General features: G+C 72.8%; 13 protein-coding genes. 4 read left to right on the top strand and 9 right to left on the bottom strand.

Features of this window, described 5'->3' with window-relative positions; genetic code table 11:
- Positions 1-41: 41 nt before the first annotated feature.
- The 3 genes from pyk to pta all read right to left on the bottom strand — a co-directional run bounded on the left by pyk (position 42) and on the right by pta (position 4,893).
- The gene (gene pyk / locus ACFVXK_RS26980; RefSeq protein WP_389615964.1) at positions 42-1,472 is read right to left on the bottom strand and encodes a pyruvate kinase; all 1,431 of its coding nucleotides are present in this window, start codon (positions 1,470-1,472) and stop codon (positions 42-44) included.
- A 62-nt stretch (positions 1,473-1,534) separates the two neighbouring features.
- Positions 1,535-2,749 carry an acetate kinase gene (locus ACFVXK_RS26975; RefSeq protein WP_389615961.1) on the bottom strand — a complete coding sequence of 405 codons (1,215 nt, stop codon included), beginning with the start codon at positions 2,747-2,749 and terminating at the stop codon, positions 1,535-1,537.
- A gap of 53 nt (positions 2,750-2,802) precedes the next feature.
- Complete coding sequence (pta, locus tag ACFVXK_RS26970; protein ID WP_389615958.1) at positions 2,803-4,893, bottom strand: phosphate acetyltransferase; 2,091 nt, start codon at positions 4,891-4,893, stop codon at positions 2,803-2,805.
- Positions 4,894-5,179: 286 nt separating this feature from the next.
- Between pta and ACFVXK_RS26965 the strand changes: the two genes are divergently transcribed.
- Entirely contained in the window at positions 5,180-6,205 is a 1,026-nt protein-coding gene (locus ACFVXK_RS26965) for an ATP-dependent 6-phosphofructokinase (protein WP_389615955.1), read from the top strand.
- 97 nt (positions 6,206-6,302) lie between these two features.
- Here ACFVXK_RS26965 and ACFVXK_RS26960 read toward each other — a convergent pair whose 3' ends face one another.
- The 5 genes from ACFVXK_RS26960 to ACFVXK_RS26940 form a co-directional block, all read right to left on the bottom strand.
- A complete protein-coding gene (locus ACFVXK_RS26960) occupies positions 6,303-7,028 on the bottom strand; it encodes an XRE family transcriptional regulator (RefSeq protein ID WP_389615952.1) in 726 nt (241 codons plus the stop codon).
- A gap of 248 nt (positions 7,029-7,276) precedes the next feature.
- A complete protein-coding gene (glgB, locus tag ACFVXK_RS26955) occupies positions 7,277-9,562 on the bottom strand; it encodes a 1,4-alpha-glucan branching enzyme (protein ID WP_389615949.1) in 2,286 nt (761 codons plus the stop codon).
- The gene (locus ACFVXK_RS26950) at positions 9,559-10,992 is read right to left on the bottom strand and encodes a maltokinase (protein ID WP_389615946.1); all 1,434 of its coding nucleotides are present in this window, start codon (positions 10,990-10,992) and stop codon (positions 9,559-9,561) included. The genes glgB and ACFVXK_RS26950 overlap by 4 nt, the downstream gene beginning before the upstream one ends.
- A gap of 173 nt (positions 10,993-11,165) precedes the next feature.
- Entirely contained in the window at positions 11,166-12,872 is a 1,707-nt protein-coding gene (gene treS, locus ACFVXK_RS26945) for a maltose alpha-D-glucosyltransferase (protein ID WP_389615943.1), read from the bottom strand.
- Positions 12,869-14,863 carry a maltotransferase domain-containing protein gene (locus ACFVXK_RS26940; RefSeq protein ID WP_389615940.1) on the bottom strand — a complete coding sequence of 665 codons (1,995 nt, stop codon included), beginning with the start codon at positions 14,861-14,863 and terminating at the stop codon, positions 12,869-12,871. Before ACFVXK_RS26940 ends, treS begins: the two co-directional genes overlap by 4 nt.
- A gap of 500 nt (positions 14,864-15,363) precedes the next feature.
- On the opposite strand from ACFVXK_RS26940, the gene ACFVXK_RS26935 reads away from it, so the two are divergent.
- On the top strand, positions 15,364-16,218 hold the full coding sequence (locus ACFVXK_RS26935; protein ID WP_389615937.1) for a hypothetical protein: 855 nt from the start codon (positions 15,364-15,366) through the stop codon (positions 16,216-16,218).
- A 76-nt stretch (positions 16,219-16,294) separates the two neighbouring features.
- On the top strand, positions 16,295-18,934 hold the full coding sequence (glgP, locus tag ACFVXK_RS26930) for an alpha-glucan family phosphorylase (protein WP_389615934.1): 2,640 nt from the start codon (positions 16,295-16,297) through the stop codon (positions 18,932-18,934).
- 126 nt (positions 18,935-19,060) lie between these two features.
- On the opposite strand, the gene ACFVXK_RS26925 is transcribed toward glgP, so the two are convergent.
- Positions 19,061-20,059, bottom strand: a complete 999-nt coding sequence (locus ACFVXK_RS26925; protein ID WP_389615931.1) for an Lrp/AsnC family transcriptional regulator — start codon at positions 20,057-20,059, stop codon at positions 19,061-19,063.
- 158 nt (positions 20,060-20,217) lie between these two features.
- On the opposite strand from ACFVXK_RS26925, the gene ACFVXK_RS26920 reads away from it, so the two are divergent.
- Positions 20,218-21,732, top strand: coding sequence for an MFS transporter (locus ACFVXK_RS26920; protein WP_389615928.1), 1,515 nt, complete (start codon positions 20,218-20,220; stop codon positions 21,730-21,732).
- Positions 21,733-21,865: the final 133 nt, after the last annotated feature.

Below are 21,865 nucleotides of genomic sequence, written 5' to 3'. Positions count from 1 at the left end.
CCCTCGGTCTCTGTGCGGCAGAGTCGGGCGGCCCGGGGGCCTCAGTCGCGGCCGGTGCCGCCGAGGTGGTGGACGCGGACCATGTTGGTCGTGCCCGGGACACCGGGGGGAGAACCGGCCGTGATGATCATGGTGTCGCCCTCGTTGAAGCGCTGGAGCTTCAGCACCTCGGCGTCGACCAGGTCGACCATGGCGTCGGTGCTGTCCGCGTGCGGGACGACGGCGGACTCGACGCCCCAGCTCAGGGTGAGCTGGTTGCGGGTGTTCACGTCGGTGGTGAACGCCAGGATCGGCTGCGTGGCGCGATAGCGCGACAGGCGGCGGGCGGTGTCGCCGGACTGGGTGAAGGCGACCAGGGCCTTGCCGTCGAGGAAGTCCGCGATCTCGCAGGCCGCGCGGGCGACGGAGCCGCCCTGGGTACGCGGCTTCTTGCCCTGGACCAGCGGCTGGAGGCCCTTGGAGAGGAGCTCCTCCTCGGCGGCCGTGACGATCTTCGACATCGTCTTGACGGTCTCGATCGGGTAGGCGCCCACCGAGGACTCGGCGGAGAGCATGACCGCGTCGGCGCCGTCGAGGATGGCGTTGGCGACGTCGGAGGCCTCCGCGCGGGTCGGGCGGGAGTTGGTGATCATCGACTCCATCATCTGGGTGGCGACGATGACCGGCTTGGCGTTGCGGCGGCACATCTCGATGAGCCGCTTCTGGACCATCGGGACCTTCTCGAGCGGGTACTCGACGGCCAGGTCGCCGCGGGCCACCATGACCGCGTCGAAGGCCGCGACCACGGCCTCCATGTTCTCGACGGCCTGCGGCTTCTCCACCTTGGCGATGACGGGGACCCGGCGGCCCTCCTCGTCCATGACGCGGTGGACGTCCTTGACGTCGTTGGCGTCGCGGACGAAGGACAGGGCGACCATGTCGCAGCCCATGCGGAGGGCGAAGCGCAGGTCGTCGACGTCCTTCTCCGACAGGGCGGGGACGTTCACGGCGGCACCGGGCAGGTTGATGCCCTTGTGGTCCGAGATGACACCGCCCTCGATGACGATGGTCTTGACCCGCGGGCCCTCGACCTCGGTCACCCGCAGCTCGACGTTGCCGTCGTTGATCAGGACCTGGTCACCCTTGGCGACGTCGCCGGGGAGACCCTTGTAGGTGGTGCCGCAGATGGACTTGTCGCCCGGGACGTCCTCGGTGGTGATGGTGAACTCGTCACCGCGCACCAGCTCGACGGGACCCTCGGCGAAGGTCTCCAGACGGATCTTCGGACCCTGGAGGTCGGCGAGTACGCCGACCGCGCGCCCGGTCTCCTCGCAAGCCCTCCGGACGCGGTCGTACCGCTCCTGGTGTTCTGCCTGGGAACCGTGGCTGAAGTTGAATCGGGCCACGTTCATACCTGCCTCGATGAGTGCTTTCAGCTGCTCAAGCGAGTCGACGGCGGGGCCCAGCGTGCAGACGATTTTGGAACGGCGCATGAAGCGGATCCTATCCGTTTGTTTCGTAGCGGAATATTCCGTCTGGTGGAAAGTCCAAGTGACTACTGGGTAACCAGCGCGTACGCCTGGGTGGCGATCTCCAGCTCCTCATCCGTGGGCACCACCGCCACCGCCACCCGCGCGTACTCCGCCGAGATCAGCCGGGGCTCCGGGGAGCGCACCGCGTTCGCCTCCAGGTCCAGCGCGAGCCCCAGCTCCTCCAGTCCGGAAACCGCCGCCTCGCGCACCGCCGCGGCGTTCTCTCCGACGCCCGCGGTGAACACCACCGCGTCCACCCGGCCCAGGACCGCCGTGTAGGCGCCGATGTACTTCTTCAGCCGGTGCACGTACGCCGCCAGCGCCAGGCGCGCCGACTCGTCGCCCTCGCCCGCCCGCCGGGTCACCTCGCGCATGTCGTTGTCGCCGCACAGACCCAGCAGACCGCTCTTCTTGTTGAGCAGCGAGTCGATCTCGTCGACCGACATCCCGCCCACCCGCGCCAGGTGGAAGACCACCGCCGGGTCCAGGTCCCCCGACCGGGTCCCCATGACCAGCCCCTCCAGCGGGGTCAGCCCCATCGAGGTCTCCACGCACACCCCGCCGCGCACCGCCGAGGCGGAGGCCCCGTTGCCCAGGTGCAGCACGATCACGTTCACCTCCTCCACCGGCCTGCCCAGCAGTGCGGCCGTGGCCCGCGAGACGTAGGCGTGGGAGGTGCCGTGGAAGCCGTACCGCCGGATGGAGTACTTCTCGGCGGTCGCCGCGTCGATCGCGTACCGGGCCACGTGCTCCGGCATCGTCGAGTGGAAGGCCGTGTCGAAGACGGCCACCTGCGGGAGGTCGGCGCGCAGCTCGCGGGCCACCTCGATGCCGGTCACGTTCGCCGGGTTGTGCAGCGGGGCCAGCGGGATCAGGCTGCGGATCTCCGCCAGCACCTCGTCGTCGATCACCGTCGGCGCGGTGAACCGGGTCCCGCCGTGCACCACCCGGTGGCCCACGGCCGCCAGTTCGGGGGAGTCCAGGCCCATGCCGTCGGCGGCCAGCTCCTGCGCCACCGCCCGCAGCGCCTGCGCGTGGTCCGCGATCGCCCCGGTCCGCTCGCGCCTGCCGCCCTCGGCGCCCGGCCCGGCGAGCGGCTCGTGCACCAGGCGCGAGCCGTCCTCCCCGATCCGCTCCACCAGGCCCACGGCCAGGCGCGAGGAGTCCGCCATGTCGAGGAGCTGGTACTTGACCGACGAGGAGCCGGAGTTGAGGACGAGTACGCGCGTAGCGGTCACGGCGGGTGTCTTTCCTTCGGACGGAGAGGTGCGGGGGAGGGGGTGGGCGGGGGTCAGGCGGTGGGCGCTGCCGTGTCCCGGGACTGGGCCTGGATGGCGGTGATCGCCACCGTGGTGACGATGTCCTGGACGAGCGCCCCGCGCGAGAGGTCGTTGACGGGCTTGCGCAGGCCCTGGAGGACCGGGCCGACCGCGACGGCGCCTGCCGAACGCTGCACGGCCTTGTACGTGTTGTTGCCCGTGTTCAGGTCCGGGAAGATCAGCACGCTCGCCCGGCCGGCCACCTCGGAGCCGGGCAGCTTCGTCGCCGCCACCGAGGGCTCCACGGCCGCGTCGTACTGGATCGGCCCCTCGATCAGCAGGTCCGGACGCTGCTCGCGGACGGTCTCGGTGGCCTTGCGGACCTTCTCCACGTCCGCGCCGGAGCCGGAGGTGCCGGTGGAGTACGAGAGCATCGCGATCCGCGGCTCGACGCCGAAGGCCGCGGCCGTGGCGGCCGACTGGACGGCGATGTCGGCGAGTTGCTCGGCGTTCGGGTCCGGGTTGACCGCGCAGTCCCCGTACACGAGGACCTGGTCGGCCAGGCACATGAAGAAGACGGAGGAGACGATCGAGGCCTCCGGCTTGGTCTTGATGATCTCGAAGGCCGGGCGGATGGTCGCGGCGGTGGAGTGCACCGAGCCGGAGACCATGCCGTCGGCGAGGCCCTCCTGGACCATCAGCGTGCCGAAGTAGTTGACGTCGGTGACCACGTCGTGGGCCAGCTCGACGGTCATGCCCTTGTGGGCTCGGGCCTGCGCGTAGTACTCGGCGAACCGTTCCCGCAGGGGGGAGGTCGCCGGATCGATGAGCTGCGCGCCCGAGATGTCGACGCCCAGGTCGGCGGCCTTCTTGAGGATCGCCTGCTCCTCGCCCAGCAGCGTCAGGTCGCAGACCCCCCGGCGCAGCACCACGTCCGCGGCGCGCAGCACCCGCTCCTCGGTGCCCTCCGGCAGGACCACGCGCCGGCGCTCGGAGCGGGCCCGCTCCAGCAGCTCGTGCTCGAACATCATCGGGGTGACGCGCTCGGAGCGGGCCACCGACAGCAGGCCGCGCAGCTCGGCGGTGTCCACGTGCCGCTCGAAGAGGCCGAGCGCGGTCTCCAGCTTGCGCGGGGTCGCGGAGTTCAAGCGGCTCTGCAGCGAGAAGAGTTCGGCGGCCGTCGGGAAGCTGTTGCCGGCCACCGAGACCACCGGGGTGCCGGGCGCCAGCTTCGAGGCGAGGGTCAGGATGTCCTGCCCCGGGCGCTCGCCCAGGGTCAGCAGGACGCCGGCGATCGGCGGGGTGCCGGAGGTGTGCGCGGCCAGGGCTCCGACGACCAGGTCGGCGCGGTCCCCGGGGGTGACCACCAGACAGCCCGGGGTCAGGGCGGCCAGGAAGTTCGGCAGCATCGCGCCGCCGAAGACGAAGTCCACGGCGTCGCGCGCCAGCCCGGCGTCGTCGCCGAGGAGCACCTCGCCGCCGAGGGCCCGGGTGATCTGGGCGACGGTCGGCGCGGAGAGGTTCTTGTCGTCCGGCAGGACGTAGCAGGGCACGGGGAGGCGGGCGGCGAGCCGCTCGGCTATGGAGTCCCGGTCCGCCGCGGCGACCCGGTTGACCACCATCGCCACCACGTGGCAGCCCAGGGTCTCGTAGGCCCGGTAGGCGCTCTGGGCCTCGGCGCGCACCCCCTCGGCGGGCTGCTTGTTGCCGCCCACCACCGGGATGACGACCGCGCCCAGCTCGTTGGCGAGGCGGGCGTTGAGGGCCAGCTCGTCGGGGAGGTTGGTGTCGGCGTAGTCGGTGCCGAGGACCAGCATGACCTCGTAGTCGCGGGCCACCCGGTGGTAGCGGTCCACGAGCCGGGAGACCAGCTCGTCGGTGCCCTTCTCGGCCAGGACCGCGGCGGCCTCCCCGTACTCCATGCCGTAGGCGGCCGAGGCGTCCTGGTCGAGCCGGTAGCGGGCCCTCAGCAGGTCGAAGAGGCGGTCCGGTGCGTCGTGCAGCAGCGGACGGTAGACGCCGACCCGGCCGGTCTGCCGGGTCAGGAGCTCCATGATGCCCAGTTCGACGACCTGGCGGCCGTCCCCCCGCTCGATCCCGGTCACATACACGCTGCGCGTCACGCGTGCTCTCCGTCCATGCTGTGGCTGTCTGTTTCGGTCTGGCGGCTCGGTCTGGCGGCTCGGTCTGGCGGCTCGGTCTGGCGTTTTTGATCCGACTCGACCTCTTGACAGTACCCCGGTCAGTGGATAGAGCGCCCGCCGGAAGAAAGGCCCGGGAAGCCGGGACGAAAGGCCTGGTGGGCGGAGTAGTGCGGAGCGCGGGGCACCCCCGCGCCATGGAACAATCGGACACCTGGGATCAATACGACCACCCCCACGTGCGACCAGGAGCAGGAGACACAAGGCGATGCGCATCGGAGTTCTCACCGCAGGCGGCGACTGTCCCGGCCTGAACGCCGTCATCCGCTCGGTCGTACACCGCGCGGCGGTCGGCCACGGCGACGAGGTCATCGGCTTCGAGGACGGGTTCAAGGGACTCCTCGACGGCCATTACCGCCCCCTGGACATCAATGCCGTCAGCGGCATCCTGGCCCGCGGCGGCACCATCCTCGGCTCGGCGCGCATGGAGCGCGCCCGGCTGCACGAAGCCGCCGAGAACGCCGCGGAACTGGCGCGGCGCTACCAGCTCGACGCCCTGATCCCGATCGGCGGCGAGGGCACCCTGACGGCCTCGCGGATGCTCTCCGACGCCGGCATGCCGGTCGTCGGCGTCCCGAAGACCATCGACAACGACATCTCCGCCACCGACCGCACCTTCGGCTTCGACACCGCCGTCACCGTCGCCACCGAGGCCATCGACCGGCTCAAGACCACCGCCGAGTCCCACCAGCGCGTGATGGTGGTCGAGGTCATGGGGCGCCACGCGGGCTGGATCGCCCTGGAGTCCGGCATGGCCGGCGGTGCCCACGGCATCTGCCTGCCGGAGCGGCCCTTCGAGGTGGACGCCCTGGTGAAGATGGTGGAGGAACGATTCGCCCGCGGTAAGAAGTTCGCCGTCGTCTGCGTCGCCGAGGGCGCGCACCCCGCCGAGGGCTCCATGCCCTACGAGAAGGGCGCCATCGACGCGTACGGCCACGAGCGCTTCGCCGGCATCGGCAACCGCCTGGCCGTCGAGCTGGAACACCGCCTGGGCAAGGAGGCCCGCCCGGTCATCCTCGGCCACGTCCAGCGCGGCGGCGTGCCCACCGCCTACGACCGGGTGCTGGCCACCCGCTTCGGCTGGCACGCGGTCGAGGCCGTGCACCGCGGGGACTTCGGCAACATGACCGCCCTGCGCGGCACCGGGATCGTCATGGCCCCGCTGGCCGAGGCCGTCACCGAGCTGAAGCGGGTCCCCGACGACCGGATGTACGAGGCCGAGTCCGTCTTCTGACCGTCCCGCGGCCGGGTCCCACGCCCCGGTCCGGCCGGGCCCCGGGTCCCGGTCCGGCCGGGACCTCCGTCCCCGGTTCCGCGCCGGACGGCCCCCGTCACGCGCCGCCGGCCAGCGACCAGAACCGCTCCGAGATCGCGTCCAGGTACTCCCGGCCGGCGTCGCCGGTCCAGGTCGAGCTCTCGCCGCCGCCCCAGCTGACCGTGGCCACCATCCGCTGCTGGTACTCGTTGTAGAGCAGCTCCAGGATCCGCTCCAGATGGGCCTTGGGCACCGGAAGCAGCTTGGCCAGCGGCTTCACGTACGCCTGCCAGCGGGTGGTCGCGGCACTGCGCAGCAGCCCGTCGAGCTCCTCCTGCTTGCCGGTGACCCCCACGAACTGGGCCAGGCTCAGCTTGAGCACCGAGGCGAGGGCGGCGGACTGGCGCTCGTTGCCCTTCCAGCGGCCGCTCTCCTCCATCTTCAGGTACGCGCCCGGCTCCAGGCCGACCCGGCGGGCCAGGTCCTCGGGGTCCATGCCCCGGGCCAGCCGGTGTTCCCGCAGGGTGACGGGCTCGGCGAGCAGTTCCCCGGGGGAACACCAGAGCACGCCGGCGAGGGCGGTGAGCTCGGCGGAACTGGGCGACTGCTCGCCCCGCTCCCATGCCATCACGGTCTCGGGTGCGACGAGCAGGCCGTACTGGGCCCGCAGGCCGTAGGCGACATGACCGGGCGCCATGCCCAGGGCCGCGCGCAGGCGGCGCGCGGCGGGGGCATTGAAAGGTGGGCTGGAGTGCACACGGCACACCGTAGAAGTGGCCGAGCCGTGCCGACTACAGACCATTCAAACAAGCCAATAACTCGTAGGAAAGTCCTATGCAGTTCATGACTTTATGCGGTTTTCCCGGCGACTGTCCGGTAATCGGATATGCGAAAGATCCATTCACAGCGTACGGATCCGGCCACTCCGTTCAGGGCACCTTTCCCCGACCCGCCGCGTGATCCCCGCCACACACCGTGAACCGCACCCCCACGCCGTACGTGATCCATATGGGGGCCCTCGCATACGGGGGTGGCGAGGGCCCCGCACGCTCAGGGCCTGAGCCAGACCGTCGCCATCGGCGGCAGAGTCATGCGCAGGCTCCGCTCGCGGCCCTGGGCCGCTACCGGCTCCGGGCGCAGCGGGCGGTCGTGGTGGACGCCGCTCCCGCCGTACACCTCCCGGTCCGTGTTGAGGACCTCCCGCCACAGCGGGACCTCCTCCGGCACCCCGATCCGGTAGCCGTGCCGGACCACCGGGGAGAAGTTCGACACGCACAGCAGCGGCGAGCCGTCGCCCGCGTACCGCAGGAACGCGAACACGTTGTCGTCGGCGGCGTCCGCCTCCACCCACGCGAAGCCCTCGGGCACCGAGTCCCGCTCCCACATCGCCGGCGCCGCCGTGTACGCCCGGTTCAGGTCGCGCACCAGCTCCCGCACCCCCCGGTGGTCCCCGGCCGCCGGGTACGAGGAGTCCAGCACCCACCAGTCCGGCCCGTAGGTCTCCGACCACTCCGAACCCTGCGCGAACTCCTGCCCCATGAACAGCAGCTGCTTGCCCGGATGGGCCCACATGAACCCCAGGTACGCCCGGTGCGTGGCCCGCTGCTGCCACCAGTCGCCCGGCATCTTCGACACCAGCGACCGCTTGCCGTGCACCACCTCGTCGTGCGAGATCGGCAGCACGTAGTTCTCGCTGAACGCGTACACCATCCCGAAGGTCATGTCGTGGTGGTGGTACTTGCGGTGCACCGGCTCCTTCGAGACGTACCGCAGCGTGTCGTGCATCCAGCCCATGTTCCACTTCAGCCCGAAGCCCAGCCCGCCCGAGTCCGTCGGCCGCGTCACCCCCTCCCACGCCGTGGACTCCTCCGCGATCGTCACCACGCCCGGGCAGCGCCGGTACACCGTCGCGTTCATCTCCTGGAGCAGCGCCACCGCGTCCAGGTCCTCCCGGCCGCCGTGCTCGTTCGGCGACCAGTCGCCCTCGCCGCGCGAGTAGTCCAGGTAGAGCATCGAGGCCACCGCGTCCACGCGCAGCCCGTCCACGTGGAACTCCTGGCACCAGTACACGGCGTTGGCCACCAGGAAGTTGCGGACCTCCTTGCGCCCGTAGTCGAACTCCAGCGTCCCCCAGTCCGGGTGCGCGGCCCGCCGCGGGTCCTGGTGCTCGTACAGCGGCCGCCCGTCGAACTCGGCCAGCGCCCACGCGTCGCGCGGGAAGTGCGCCGGAACCCAGTCGACGATCACCCCGATCCCGGCCCGGTGCAGCGAGTCCACCAGGAGCCGGAAGTCGTCCGGGGTGCCCAGCCGCGAGGTCGGCGCGTAGAAGCCGGTCACCTGGTAGCCCCACGAGCCGCCGAAGGGGTGCTCGGCGACCGGCATGAACTCCACGTGCGTGAAGCCCAGCTCCTTGACGTACGAGGGCAGCTGCTCGGCCAGGCTGCGGTAGCTCAGCCCCGGCCGCCACGACGCCAGGTGCAGCTCGTACACCGACATCGGCGACTGGTGCGCCGGACGCAGTCCCCGCGCGGCCATCCACCGCGCGTCGCCCCACTCGTAGCGGGAGGCGGTGACCACCGAGGCGTTCGCCGGGGGGACCTCCGCGTACCGGGCCATCGGGTCGGCGCGCAGGGTGTGGCCGCCGTCCGGGCGGGTGATGTCGTACTTGTACAGGGCCCCCTCGCCGACCCCCGGCAGGAACAGCTCCCACACCCCGGTCGAGCCCAGCGAGCGCATCGGGTAGGCCACGGAGTCCCAGTACGAGAAGTCCCCGGTGACCCGGACCCCCTGCGCGTTGGGCGCCCACACCGTGAACCGGGTGCCGGCCACCCCCTGGTGCTCCATGACCTCCGAGCCCAGCGCCGTCCACAGCTCCTCGTGCCGGCCCTCGCCGATCAGGTGCAGGTCCAGCTCGCCGAGGGTGGGCAGGAACCGGTACGGGTCGTGGACCTCCACCTCGTCCTTCTCGTACGTCACCAGCAGCCGGTAGTCCGGCACCCCGGTCAGCGGCAGCAGCCCGGAGAACAGCCCGTCGCCCTCGTCGAGGAGCTCGGCCCGCAGCCCCTTCGCCACGATCGTGACGGCCTTCGCGTAGGGGCGCAGCACCCGGAAGGCCACCCCGCCCCGCTGGGTACGGGCGCCCAGCAGCGCGTGCGGGTCGTGGTGGCGGCCCTCCAGCAGCCGGGCCCGTTCCCCCGCCTCCAGCGCGGGGGCCGGCCGGACCCCGTGGGGCGGGGCGGTGCGGCGGGCACGCGGGGCGCGGGGGCGCTTCGCGGCTTCCGGGACCGCTGCGGCTTCCTCGCGGACGGTCGGTGACGGCTGTCGTGCGGCGCTCACGCGAGCGGCCTCCTCGGGGGCTTCGGGTGGGGGGTGGTGCCGGGAAGGGGCGGGGGCATGCGGTGGGCGGGGCGCTCGGGCGCCGACAGCCGGCGGATCGCCGCCATCGGGACGTGCAGCCAGTCGGGGCGGTGCCGGGACTCGTAGCGGGCCTCGTACACGGCCTTGTCCGTCTCGTACGCGCGCAGCAGGACCGGGTCCTCGCGCGGGTCGCGGCCGGTGGTGCGGGCGTAGCCCTCGCAGAACGCGGCCCGGCAGGCGTCCGCCCAGGCGGGGGCGAAGGGGCGGTGCGAGCGGGCGGCGTAGTCGAAGGAGCGCAGTATCCCGGCGATGTCGCGGACGGCCGGTTCGGGGCGGCGGCGGTCGGCCAGCGGGCGGGCGGGCTCGCCCTCGAAGTCGATCAGCGCCCAGCTGCCGTCGGCGGTGCGCAGGGTCTGGCCCAGGTGCAGGTCCCCGTGGATGCGCTGGGCCGGCACCCCGGCGCCCCGGGAGGCGGCCAGGGCGTCGAAGGCCCCGCGCAGCCCGGCCTCGAACGGCCGCAGCGCGGGCACCTCGCGGGCGGTGGCGGCCAGCCGGGCGGTCATCCCGGCGGCGAGCCGGGCCGTCTGCTCGGGGCCCAGCGCCAGGGTGGGCAGGGCGTCGGCCAGGGCGCTGTGCACCTCGGCGGTGGCCCGGCCCAGGGCGTGCGCCTCGGCGGTGAAGTCGGCGCCCGCGCCGAGCCGGCGCAGGGCCAGCTGCCAGCCGTCGTCGGAGCCGCGCAGGTAGGGCTGGAGCACCCCCAGGGTCAACGGTTCTCCACCGCCCGGGGCCGCCTCGTACCAGGCGACCGGCGCGGGTACGCGGGCGCAGCCGGCGGCGGCGAGCGCTCTGGGCAGCTCCAGGTCCGGGTTGATCCCGGGGCCGACCCGGCGGAACACCTTGAGGATGTACGCATCCCCGTAGATCAGCGAGGAGTTGGTCTGCTCCCCGGACAGCGGCCGGGGGGCGAGCCCGGCCTCGATCGGGGTGTCCGGGTCCCGGTCGAAGCGCAGCGGCCCCAGGGTGCCGGGGGAGCGCAGCCGTTCCAGCAGCAGGGCGGCGAGCCGGGGGTCGCCCAGGGCCTCGTACACGGCCATGCCGGCGTACGGGCCGGAGCGGGCGTGGCCGATCAGGGCGGGGGCGAGGGCGGGCGGCAGTGGGGCGGGGCGGATGCCCAGCAGCAGCTGGTAGCAGTCGCCGTCCACGTCGAGCAGCAGGTGCAGCATGCCCGGGACGGAGCCCGGCGGCAGCAGCTCGGCGGCCGAGACGGGCCTGAGGCGGCCGATCCCGCGCCCCTTGCCCGCGAACCAGCGCTGCGCGGGCAGCCATTCCCTCAGCATCGGTTCGAGCGGGCCGATCCCGGCGGCCCGGTCGGCCGTCAGCCGGCTCCGGGCGGATGCAGCCTCCGACATGGCGTCGCGTCCTTTCCCCGGGCCGTCACAGAATGCGCAGAGTGTCCCGGATGTGCGGCAGTTGCTTCTCCGGTAAGTGCGAGTGTCGGGTCAGGATGCTCCGTACAGGGGCGGGCGTTGACCCGTTGGAGTGCCCGCCCCGTTCCGGTGCCGCGCAGGTTCGCGCGACCGGCCTACAGCGGTGCCTGTTCCCGGCGCAGGCGGAACCAGTAGAAGCCGTGGCCCGCCAGGGTCAGCAGGTACGGCCATTCACCGATCGGCGGGAAGCGCACGTCGCCCGTGAGCTCCACCGGGACCCGCCCGTTGAAGGACCGCAGGTCCAGTTCGGTGGGCTGCGCGAAGCGCGAGAAGTTGTGCACGCACAGCACCAGGTCGTCCCCGTACTCGCGCAGGAACGCGAGGACGGCCGGGTTGGACGAGGGCAGTTCGGTGTACGCGCCGAGGCCGAAGGCGGGGTTCACCTTGCGGATCTCGATGAGCCTGCGGGTCCAGTGCAGCAGCGAGGAGGGCGACGCCATGGCCGCCTCGACGTTGGTGACCGTGTACCCGTAGACCGGGTCCATGATGACCGGCAGGTTCAGCCTTCCCGGATCGCAGGAGGAGAAACCGGCGTTGCGGTCGGGGGTCCACTGCATCGGCGTGCGCACGCCGTCGCGGTCGCCGAGCCAGATGTTGTCGCCCATGCCGATCTCGTCGCCGTAGTAGAGGATCGGCGAGCCGGGCAGGGACAGCAGCAGGGCGGTGAACAGCTCGATCTGGTTGCGGTCGTTGTCCAGGAGCGGGGCGAGCCGGCGCCGGATGCCGATGTTGGCGCGCATCCGGGGGTCCTTGGCGTACTCGGAGTACATGTAGTCGCGCTCTTCGTCCGTGACCATTTCGAGGGTGAGCTCGTCGTGGTTGCGCAGGAAGATGCCCCACTGGCAGCGGTCCGGGATCGCGGGGGTCTTGGCCAGGATCTCCGAGACGGGGTAGCGCGACTCGCGGCGCACGGCCATGAAGATGCGCGGCATGACCGGGAAGTGGAAGGCCATGTGGCACTCGTCGCCGCCGGCCGCGTAGTCCCCGAAGTAGTCCACGACGTCCTCGGGCCACTGGTTGGCCTCGGCGAGCAGGACGGTGTCCGGGTAGTGCGCGTCGATCTCCGCCCGGACCCGCTTGAGGAGCTCGTGGGTGCGGGGCAGGTTCTCGCAGTTGGTGCCCTCCTCGGCGTAGAGGTAGGGCACGGCGTCCAGGCGGAAGCCGTCGATGCCGAGGTCGAGCCAGAACCGCAGGGCGGAGACGATCTCCTCCTGCACGGCCGGGTTCTCGAAGTTGAGGTCCGGCTGGTGCGAGAAGAAGCGGTGCCAGTAGTACTGCTTGCGGACGGGGTCGTACGTCCAGTTCGAGGTCTCGGTGTCGACGAAGATGATCCGGGCGTCCTGGTACTGCTTGTCGTTGTCCGCCCACATGTAGTAGTCCCCGTAGGGCCCGTCCGGGTCCTTGCGGGACTGCTGGAACCACTCGTGCTGGTCGCTCGTGTGGTTCATGACGAAGTCGATGATCACCCGCATGCCGCGGCTGTGCGCGGCGTCGACGAACTCCACGAAGTCGGCGAGGTCGCCGAACTCGGGCAGGACGGAGGTGTAGTCGGAGACGTCGTAGCCCCCGTCGCGCAGCGGCGAGGCGAAGAACGGCGGCAGCCAGAGGCAGTCGATCCCCAGCCACTGGAGGTAGTCCAGCTTCTGGGTGAGCCCCTTGAGGTCCCCGACGCCGTCGCCGTTGCTGTCGTGGAAGGAGCGGACGAGGACCTCGTAGAAGACGGCCCGCTTGAACCAGTCGGGGTCGCGGTCCTTGGCGGGGGTGTCCTCGAAGGTGTCGGGGACGGGATCGTTGATCATCATGTGGTGGGTGACCCTCCGGTGGGCGGGGACGGTCGCAGGGCGGCCAGGACGTGCGCGGGCGTACGGCCCGGTTCCAGGCGCACGTAGTTCGCCCTGCCCCAGTGGTAGGTCTCGCCGGTGAGCTCGTCGCGCACCGCGAGGGACCCGTGCCAGTCGAGGCCGAGTACCGGCATGTCCAACGAAACCGTCGCCTCCTGGGTGTGGTGCGGATCGAGGTTGACGACCACCAGTACGGAATTGCCTCCCGCGTGCTTCGAATAGGCGATCACCTGTTCGTTGTCGGTCGCGTGGAAGTGGATGTCCCGCAGCTGCTGGAGGGCCGGGTTGCGCCGGCGCAGCCGGTTCAGCGAGGTGATCAGCGGGGCGATGGAACGGCCCTCGCGGTCGGCCGCCGCCCAGTCGCGGGGGCGCAGCTCGTACTTCTCCGAGTTCAGGTACTCCTCGCTGCCCTCGCGCACCGGCTCGTTCTCGCACAGCTCGTAGCCGGCGTAGACGCCCCAGGTGGGGGAGAGGGTGGCGGCGAGCACCGCCCGGACCTCGAAGGCGGGGCGGCCGCCCTTCTGGAGGTACTCGTGGAGGATGTCGGGCGTGTTCACGAAGAAGTTCGGCCGCATCACGGAGGCCGAACGGGTCCCGGACAGCTCGGTCAGGTACTCCGTCAGCTCGGCCTTGGTGTTGCGCCAGGTGAAGTACGTGTACGACTGCTGGAACCCGACCGAGGCCAGCGCCCGCATCATCGCGGGCCGGGTGAAAGCTTCCGCCAGGAAGATCACGTCGGGGTCGGACTTGTTGATGTCCGCGATCACCTTCTGCCAGAAGACGACCGGCTTGGTGTGCGGGTTGTCGACCCGGAAGATCCGGACCCCGTGCTCCATCCAGTGCCGCAGGATCCGGCAGGTCTCCTCCACGATCCCGGCCATGTCGGTGTCGAAGTGGACCGGGTAGATGTCCTGGTACTTCTTCGGCGGGTTCTCGGCGTACGCGATCGTGCCGTCCGCGCGGTGGCGGAACCACTCCGGGTGCTTCTCCACCCAGGGGTGGTCCGGCGAGCACTGGAGGGCGAAGTCCAGGGCGATCTCCATCCGCAGCTCACGGGCGCGCGCCACGAACGCGTCGAAGTCCTCCAGCGTCCCCAGGTCCGGGTGGACCGCGTCGTGCCCGCCCTCCGGGGAACCGATGGCCCACGGCACCCCCGGATCCCAACTGCCGGCGGACAGCGTGTTGTTGGGGCCCTTGCGGAAGGTCGACCCGATCGGGTGGATCGGCGGCAGGTACACCACGTCGAATCCCATCGCGGCGATGGCCGGAAGCCGGTCGGCGGCGGTCCGGAACGTGCCGCTCACAGGAGCCGAGCCGGGCTCCACCACCGCTCCCTCGGAGCGGGGGAACATCTCGTACCAGGAGCCGAAGAGGGCCCGCCTGCGCTCGACCAGCAGCGGCAGCGCCTTCGCGGAGGTCACCAGCTCCCGGTACGGGCGCCGGGCCAGCGCCGCGTCCACGGCCGGGGCGAGCGCGGCCGCGTGGCGCGCCCGCGCGGACAGCTCCTCGTCGCGCATCGCGTCGGCCGCGGCCAGCACGGCCTCGCGCCCGTCGCGCTTGGGCACCTTCGCGGCCGCCCGCTCGTAGAGCTCGGCGCCCTCCAGGAACACCAGGTCGGTGTCGATGCCCGCCGGCACCTTGACCGCGGCATGGGCCCTCCAGGTCGCGACCGGATCGCTCCACGCCTCGACGGTGTACGTCCACCTCCCCTCGACCTCGGCGGAGACCCTGGCCCCCCACCGGTCGGTACCGGGGGCCAGCTCGCGCATCGGGACCGGCGGGCGCAGCCGCCCGCTCGGATCACGCAGGACCACATGGGCGGAAACGGCGTCGTGACCCTCCCGGAACACGGTGGCGGAAATCTCGAAGACCTCGTCCACCACCGCTTTGGCGGGTCTGGCGCCGCAGTCGACGGCGGGGAGGACGTCCAGCACGGGAATGCGACCGATCATGATGGGATCACCTGGAGGCAGTTCGCAGGGCTCGGTGACGGGCCAGCCGGAATCGCGGCTGGTAGTGCACGCTCTGTTCGCTCTGTTTCTAGCCGCTCGGAAGACGGCTGGGCTGCGGGCATGGCCGCTCCTGTCCGCGTTCACTCGGGTGGCGGGAGAAGGTCGGGGGAGGGTGCGCCGTGCGTGTACCGCGTGTACCCGCTCAGCCCTTCCCAATCCTCCAGCCCCCAATCCGTGCTCTCGGTCAACTACTCGTACGTAGGGAGCGGCCCATTCCCCAAGGGTCCGCTCGACATCCGTCGAGGCTCCGTCAAGTCGGGGAGGACCAGGTGACATCCAACGGAACACCTTCGTCCCCCTGATCCCGGCGATCCCCTCACGCCCCACGCGCACGCCCCGTCGCGGGGCGCGGGCCCCGGCCGCCGGCCCGTCGGACTGACGGTGTTTCAGCACTTCGGAAGGGGTCACCCGGGCCCCCGTTCCGCGCGAGAATGCGCGGCATGGGCCTGACCGAGCAGCTCGTGCATCCCGACCCCCGGCAGCGCGCGGAAGCCGCGCGGCGGGTGAGCGCGGCGGTGTGGGACCCCGGGGCCGAGGAGGAACTGGCCGGGGTGCTCGTCGAGGCCGCCTGCGCCGAGGAGGACCCCGGCGCCCTGGAAGCCCAGATCGGCGCGCTCGTCGCCGTCGAGGCCGGGATCAGCGACCTCGGGCTCCAGCGGCTCGGCCAGGTCTGGCCCGCGCCGCCCGCGCTGGAACGGCTCCTCGCCCGGGCCGGCCGGCTCCAGGTCTCCGCACCCGTCACCCCCGGCGGGGCCGCCACCCTCGCCGTGGTGCGCTGCCTGCGCGGGACGCCCCGCACCGGGTCGCGGCTGCGCACCCCCGGCGGGGAGTGGGTGGTCCTGGAGCGGATCGAGCTCTACGGGCGGGCCGTCGACCGGCTGGACTCCGGCAGCACCGCCCGGGTCCTGCTGTCCGGGGCCGGCGCGCGCGGGCTGGAGGAGTGGGACCGGCTCGAAGCCGACCCCCGCGCACGCGACTGCGTCCGCCGGATGCGCGACCCCGACCCGCGGATCCGGCGCCTGGCCGCGGCCGAGGCCGCCGACCGGCCCGACGCCTGGGACGGGGACGACGGCCGCCGGCTGTGCGCCGCCCTGGCCCGCGCCGCCGTCACCGAGACCGACCCCGAGGCGCGCGAGGGCCAGCTGTACGCCCTGCTGCGGCTCGGCCACTTCGCCTCCGGAGCCGTCCTGATCCTGCTCCGCGGCATCGAACGCGGCCTCGTGCCGCTCCCGCTGCGTCCCTACCTCGACGACCTGTTGGACGAACGGCCACCCGGCGACCGGATCCGGCAGTAGATTTCCGGAGGCGTTGCGCGCCTGCACAGCGTGGTGCGGCCGCTCCGATCCGTCATCCCCTGCGAAGGTGGAACACGTGAAGGCTATCCGTCGATTCACCGTGCGCCCCGTCCTCCCCGAGCCCCTCGTGCCACTCGCCGAACTCGCGCGCAACCTGCGCTGGTCGTGGCATACGGAAACCCGCGAACTCTTCCAATCCGTCGACCCCGAGGGCTGGCGGGCCGCCGGAGGCGACCCCGTCCGGCTGCTCGGCGCCGTCCCCGCCGCCCGGCTCGCCGAACTCGCCGCCGACCGGCGCTTCCTGCGCCGGCTCGCCGTCGCCGTCGCCGACCTCGACGACTACGTCCACGGCGGCCGGTGGTACCAGACCCACGAGAACAGCGGCGGCCTGCCCGCCGCCATCGCCTACTTCTCCCCCGAATTCGGCATCACCGCGGCCCTGCCCCAGTACTCCGGCGGACTCGGCATCCTCGCCGGCGACCACCTCAAGGCCGCCAGCGACCTCGGCGTCCCCGTCGTCGGCGTCGGCCTGCTCTACCGGCACGGCTACTTCCGCCAGTCCCTCTCCCGCGACGGCTGGCAGCAGGAGCACTACCCGGTCCTCGACCCCCACGAGCTGCCCCTCGCCCTGCTCCGCCAGGAGGACGGCACCCCCGCCCGCGTCACCCTCGCCCTCCCCGGCGGCCGGTCGTTGCACGCGCACATCTGGCAGGCCCGCGTCGGCCGCGTCCCGCTGCTCCTGCTCGACTCGGACGTCGAGGACAACGACGCCGGCGCCCGCGAGGTGACCGACCGGCTCTACGGCGGCGGCAGCGACCACCGCCTCCTCCAGGAGATGCTCCTCGGCATCGGCGGCGTCCGCGCCGTGCGCACCTACTGCCGCATCACCGGCCACCCCGACCCCGAGGTCTTCCACACCAACGAGGGACACGCCGGCTTCCTCGGCCTCGAACGCATAAGGGAACTGGAAGGGGAGCGCGGACTCGGCTTCGAGGCCGCCGTCGAAGCCGTCCGCGCCGGCACCGTCTTCACCACCCACACCCCCGTCCCCGCCGGCATCGACCGCTTCGAGCGCTCCCTCGTCGCCCGCCACTTCGGCGACGGCGGCGAACTCGCCGGCCTGCCCGTCGAGCGGATCCTGGAACTCGGCGCCGAGTCCTACCCCGGCGGCGACCCCGGGGTCTTCAACATGGCCGTCATGGGCCTGCGCCTGGCCCAGCGCGCCAACGGGGTCTCCACCCTCCACGGCGCCGTCAGCCGGGGCATGTTCGCCGGGCTCTGGCCGGGCTTCGACGCGGCCGACGTCCCCATCACCTCCGTGACCAACGGGGTGCACGCCCCGACCTGGGTCGCCCCCGAGGTGATGCGGCTCGGCGCCCGCCAGATCGGCCCCGGACGCACCGAGGACGCCCTCGCCGTCGGCGGCTCCACCCGCTGGGACGCCGTCGCCCAGATCGCCGACCAGGACGTGTGGGACGTACGGCGCACCCTGCGCGAACAGCTGGTGCAGGAGGTACGGGAGCGGCTGCGGAGCTCGTGGAAGCAGCGCGGAGCCGCCGACGCCGAGCTGGGCTGGGTGGACGGCGTCCTCGACCCGGACGTGCTGACCATCGGCTTCGCCCGGCGCGTCCCCTCCTACAAGCGGCTCACCCTGATGCTGCGCGACCCCGACCGGCTGCGCCGCCTGCTGCTGGACCCCGACCGTCCCGTGCAGATCGTCGTCGCGGGCAAGGCGCACCCGGCGGACGACGGCGGCAAGCGGCTCGTCCAGGAGCTGGTGCGCTTCTCGGACGACCCGCGCGTGCGCCACCGGATCGTCTTCCTCCCGGACTACGGCATGGCCATGGCGCAGAAGCTCTACCCCGGCTGCGACGTCTGGCTCAACAACCCGCTGCGGCCGCTGGAGGCCTGCGGGACCAGCGGGATGAAGGCCGCCCTCAACGGCTGCCTCAACCTGTCCGTCCTGGACGGCTGGTGGGACGAGTGGTTCGAGCCCGACTTCGGCTGGGCCATCCCCACCGCCGACGGCCTGGGCACGGACGAGGAGCGCCGCGACGACCTGGAGGCGAACGCCCTCTACGAGCTGATCGAGAACCGGGTGGCGCCCCGCTTCTACGACCGCTCGGGCCGCAGCGGGCTGCCCGACCGGTGGATCGAGATGGTCCGGCGCACCTTGGTGTCCCTGGGCCCGAAGGTGCTCGCGGGGCGGATGGTGCGGGAGTACGTGGAACGGCTCTACGCCCCCGCCGCGCTCTCCCACCGCGCCCTGACCGCCGACGCGGCCCGGGACCTGGCCTGGTGGAAGGGCCGGATCCGGGCGGCCTGGCCGAGGGTGGCCGTCGAGCACGTGGAGGCCGTCGCCGCCACCCCGGTGGGCGGCACCGCCGAGCTGGGGGCCACCCTCACGCTCCGGGTGCGGGTGGCGCTGGACGCGCTCGCGCCGGAGGACGTGGAGGTGCAGGCCGTCGCGGGACGGGTGGACGCCCAGGACGTGATCAAGGACGGCCGGACCTTCCCGCTCAAGCCCGCCGCCGGTCCCGACCTGGAGGGCCGCTGGGTCTACGAGGGCCCGCTCGCCCTCGACCGGACGGGTCCCTTCGGCTACACGGTACGGGTGCTGCCCACGCACCCGCTGCTCGCGACCCCGGCCGAACTGGGCCTGGTCGCGGGACCGGTGGTGGACCCCGACCCGGCGGGCGGCGTCCTGCTGCGGTGACACCGGAGGGCGGCGGCCTGCTGCGGTGACACCGGACGGCGGCCGGGCGGTGACGCAGACGGCGGCGGCCGGGCGGTGGGGCCCCGGCGGTGAGGCCGGGCGGTGGGGCCCGGCGGTGAGGCCGGGTCAGGGGGCGGGCGGCGGGTCGACCAGCCGCCCGTCCTCCACCAGCATCCCGGCCCGCTTGAGCGTCCGCAGGTTCGGGATCACCTCCACCTGCCCGATGCCCGGCACCGCGCCGATCCGCTCCGTCAGGTACGTGTACAGCGCGTCGGTGTCCCGGCACAGCACGACGGCCAGCAGGTTCGCCGCCCCCGTCACGGCCGCCGCGAACGGCACCTCCGCATGGCTCCCCAGCGCGGCCCCGACCTCCGCCAGCCGGGCCGGCGGCACGGTCAGCAGGAGGGAGGCGTCCGCCTCGAAGCCCAGGTGCTCCGGGATGATCTCCACGTCGAAGTAGACCGCCCCGCGCTCCCGCAGCCGCTCCAGCCGCCGCCGGGCCGTGGACTCCGACAGCCCCGAGGCCCGCGCCAGTTCCGGATATCCGGCCCGGCCGTCGCGCCGCAGCACCGCCAGCTCGGCCCCGTCGAGGGTGTAGCGGGCCTCCCCGTCCGCGGCCGCGGGCGGCGGCGGTCGCAGCGCCGCCACCTGGTCCGGACGCAGCCCCTCCAGCCCGGCCCAGACCCCGGGGCCGCCGATGTACTTGCGCAGCACCGTGTGCGCGCTGATCGCCGTCACCCGCCGGGTGCGGGGCAGCTTCTCCAGCAGCAGGGCGTCGCGGTCCTCGCGGGTCCGGGCCCGGGTCATGCAGTGGATCTCCGTACCGCCCGAGTTCAGCGACACCCAGGCGATGTCCGGCCGCCGGGCCAGCGCCTCGGCCACCGCGAGCGCCGCGTCGGGGGCGCACTGCACGCGCAGCCAGGACTCGAACAGGCCGACCCGGCTGCCGACGGGCAGCCCGACGATCCGCAGCAGGCCGTTGCCGCGCAGCCGGTGGTAGCGGCGCACCACCGTCTGGTCGGAGACCTCCAGCACCTCGGCGAGCCGGCTGAAGGGCGCCCGCCCGTCGATGGACAGGGCGTGCGCGAGGGTCCGGTCGAAGGCGTCCAGAAGTGGGGGATGCATGGTTTCCATCATTCCAGGCGCCTGCATCGGAGGAATCCTGCGCGGCCCTGCTTCCGGGTGGGTGATTCGGGGCTCCGCTGCCACCGTGGGGCGACCACACAGAACATCCGCCGGGCACCGACGACCCCGGCTCGGAAGAACCAAGAGGAGAAAACCCCATGCGCAAATGGCTGCCCTTGACGGCGGTGTGCATCGGGGCGTTCATGCTCCTGGTCGACGTCACGATCGTGACCGTCGCCCTCCCGGACATGGCCGCCGACATGCACACCGGCTTCTCGGAGCTCCAGTGGGTGATGGACATCTACGCCCTCGCCCTGGCCGCCTTCCTGCTCGGCTCGGGCTCGCTCGCCGACCGGATCGGCCGCCGCCGGGTCTACCTCGGCGGGCTCGTGCTCTTCGCCGGCGCCTCCCTCGTCTGCGGCCTGGCCGACGGGCCGGGCGCGCTGATCGCCTTCCGCGCCGTCCAGGGCATCGGCGGAGCCGCGATGGCCGCCACGTCCATGGCCCTGCTCAGCGCCTCCTACCAGGGCCGCGACCGGGGGATCGCCTTCGGCGTCTGGGGCGCGGTCAACGGCGCCGCCGCGGCGGCCGGACCGATCGTCGGCGGGCTGCTGACCGAGCACTTCGGCTGGCGCTGGATCTTCTTCATCAACCTGCCGCTGTGCGCCCTGGCCGTGTTCGTGACCCTCCGGGCGGTGGCGGAGTCCCGCGACCCGCGCGCCCAGGGGCTGGACCTGCCCGGCATGGCCACCTTCACCGTGGGGGCCGGGGCCCTGACGTACGCGCTGATCCGGGCCGGTGAGGACGGCTGGACCTCGGGCGCCACCCTGGGGCTGCTCGCCCTGGCGGCGGTCGCGTTCGCCGCCTTCGTCCTCGTCGAGCTGCGCGGCTCCCGGCCGATGCTGGACCTGTCCCTCTTCCGCAGCCCGGCCTTCGCGGCGGTCATGACTGCCGGACTGCTGACCTCCGGGGCGGCGTTCTCGTACCTGATGTACGTCTCCCTGTGGCTGCAGTCCGCCGAGGGGATGAGCCCGGTGGGCGCCGGTCTGGCGCTGGTCCCGATGAGCCTGGCGGCCTTCGTCGTCGCGGCGGTCGCCGGGCGGCTGCTGCACGGGGTCTCCGCGCGGCTGACCATCGGCGGCGGGCTGCTGCTGATCGGCGGGGGCGCGCTGCTGCAGGCCTGGATGCTGGACGCCGGTGACAGCTGGCCGGCGCTGGTGCCGGGGCTGGCGCTGACCGGAGTCGGCGTGGGCGTGTCCATGCCGGCGCTGGCGGCCACCGCCATGGGGGCGGTGCCGCCGGCCCGGGCGGGCATGGCCGGCGGTGTGCTGAACACCTCGCGGCAGCTGGGTACGGCCCTGGGCATCGCGGTGCTGGGCGGGGTGTTCCACGCGGGCCTGTCGGACGGCCTCACCGGCCGCCCCGCCGGCACCGCCGACGCCCTCGCCGCCGGCGGGGCGGGCCGGCTGCTGGCCTCCGTGCCGGGGGCGCGGGGCTGGATCGACGCGGCGTTCGCGAGCGGGCTGCGGGACGCCTTCCTGGTCTCGGGCGCGCTGGGCCTGGCCGGCGGCCTGGTGGTCCTGCTGCTGATCCGCCGCCCGTCGGCCACCCCCTCCGGGGCCCCGGTACCGCCCCAGACCGCGGCCCCGACCCGGCCGCAGCAGCGCGCGTAGGGGCCGCGCCGCGCGGGGCGGGGTTCCCCGCCCCGCCCTTCGCCCGTTCCTCCCCCAGCTACCGCTGGGAGGCGCCCCCAGGGGCTCCGCCCCAGACCCCGCGCTCAAACGCCGGCGGGGCTATCTATAGCCC

This window comes from Streptomyces sp. NPDC058157 (assembly GCF_042884105.1).
GTDB lineage: Bacteria > Actinomycetota > Actinomycetes > Streptomycetales > Streptomycetaceae > Streptomyces.
The sequence above is the reverse complement of the archived record's forward strand: the minus strand, read 5'-3'. Positions and strand labels throughout refer to the sequence as shown.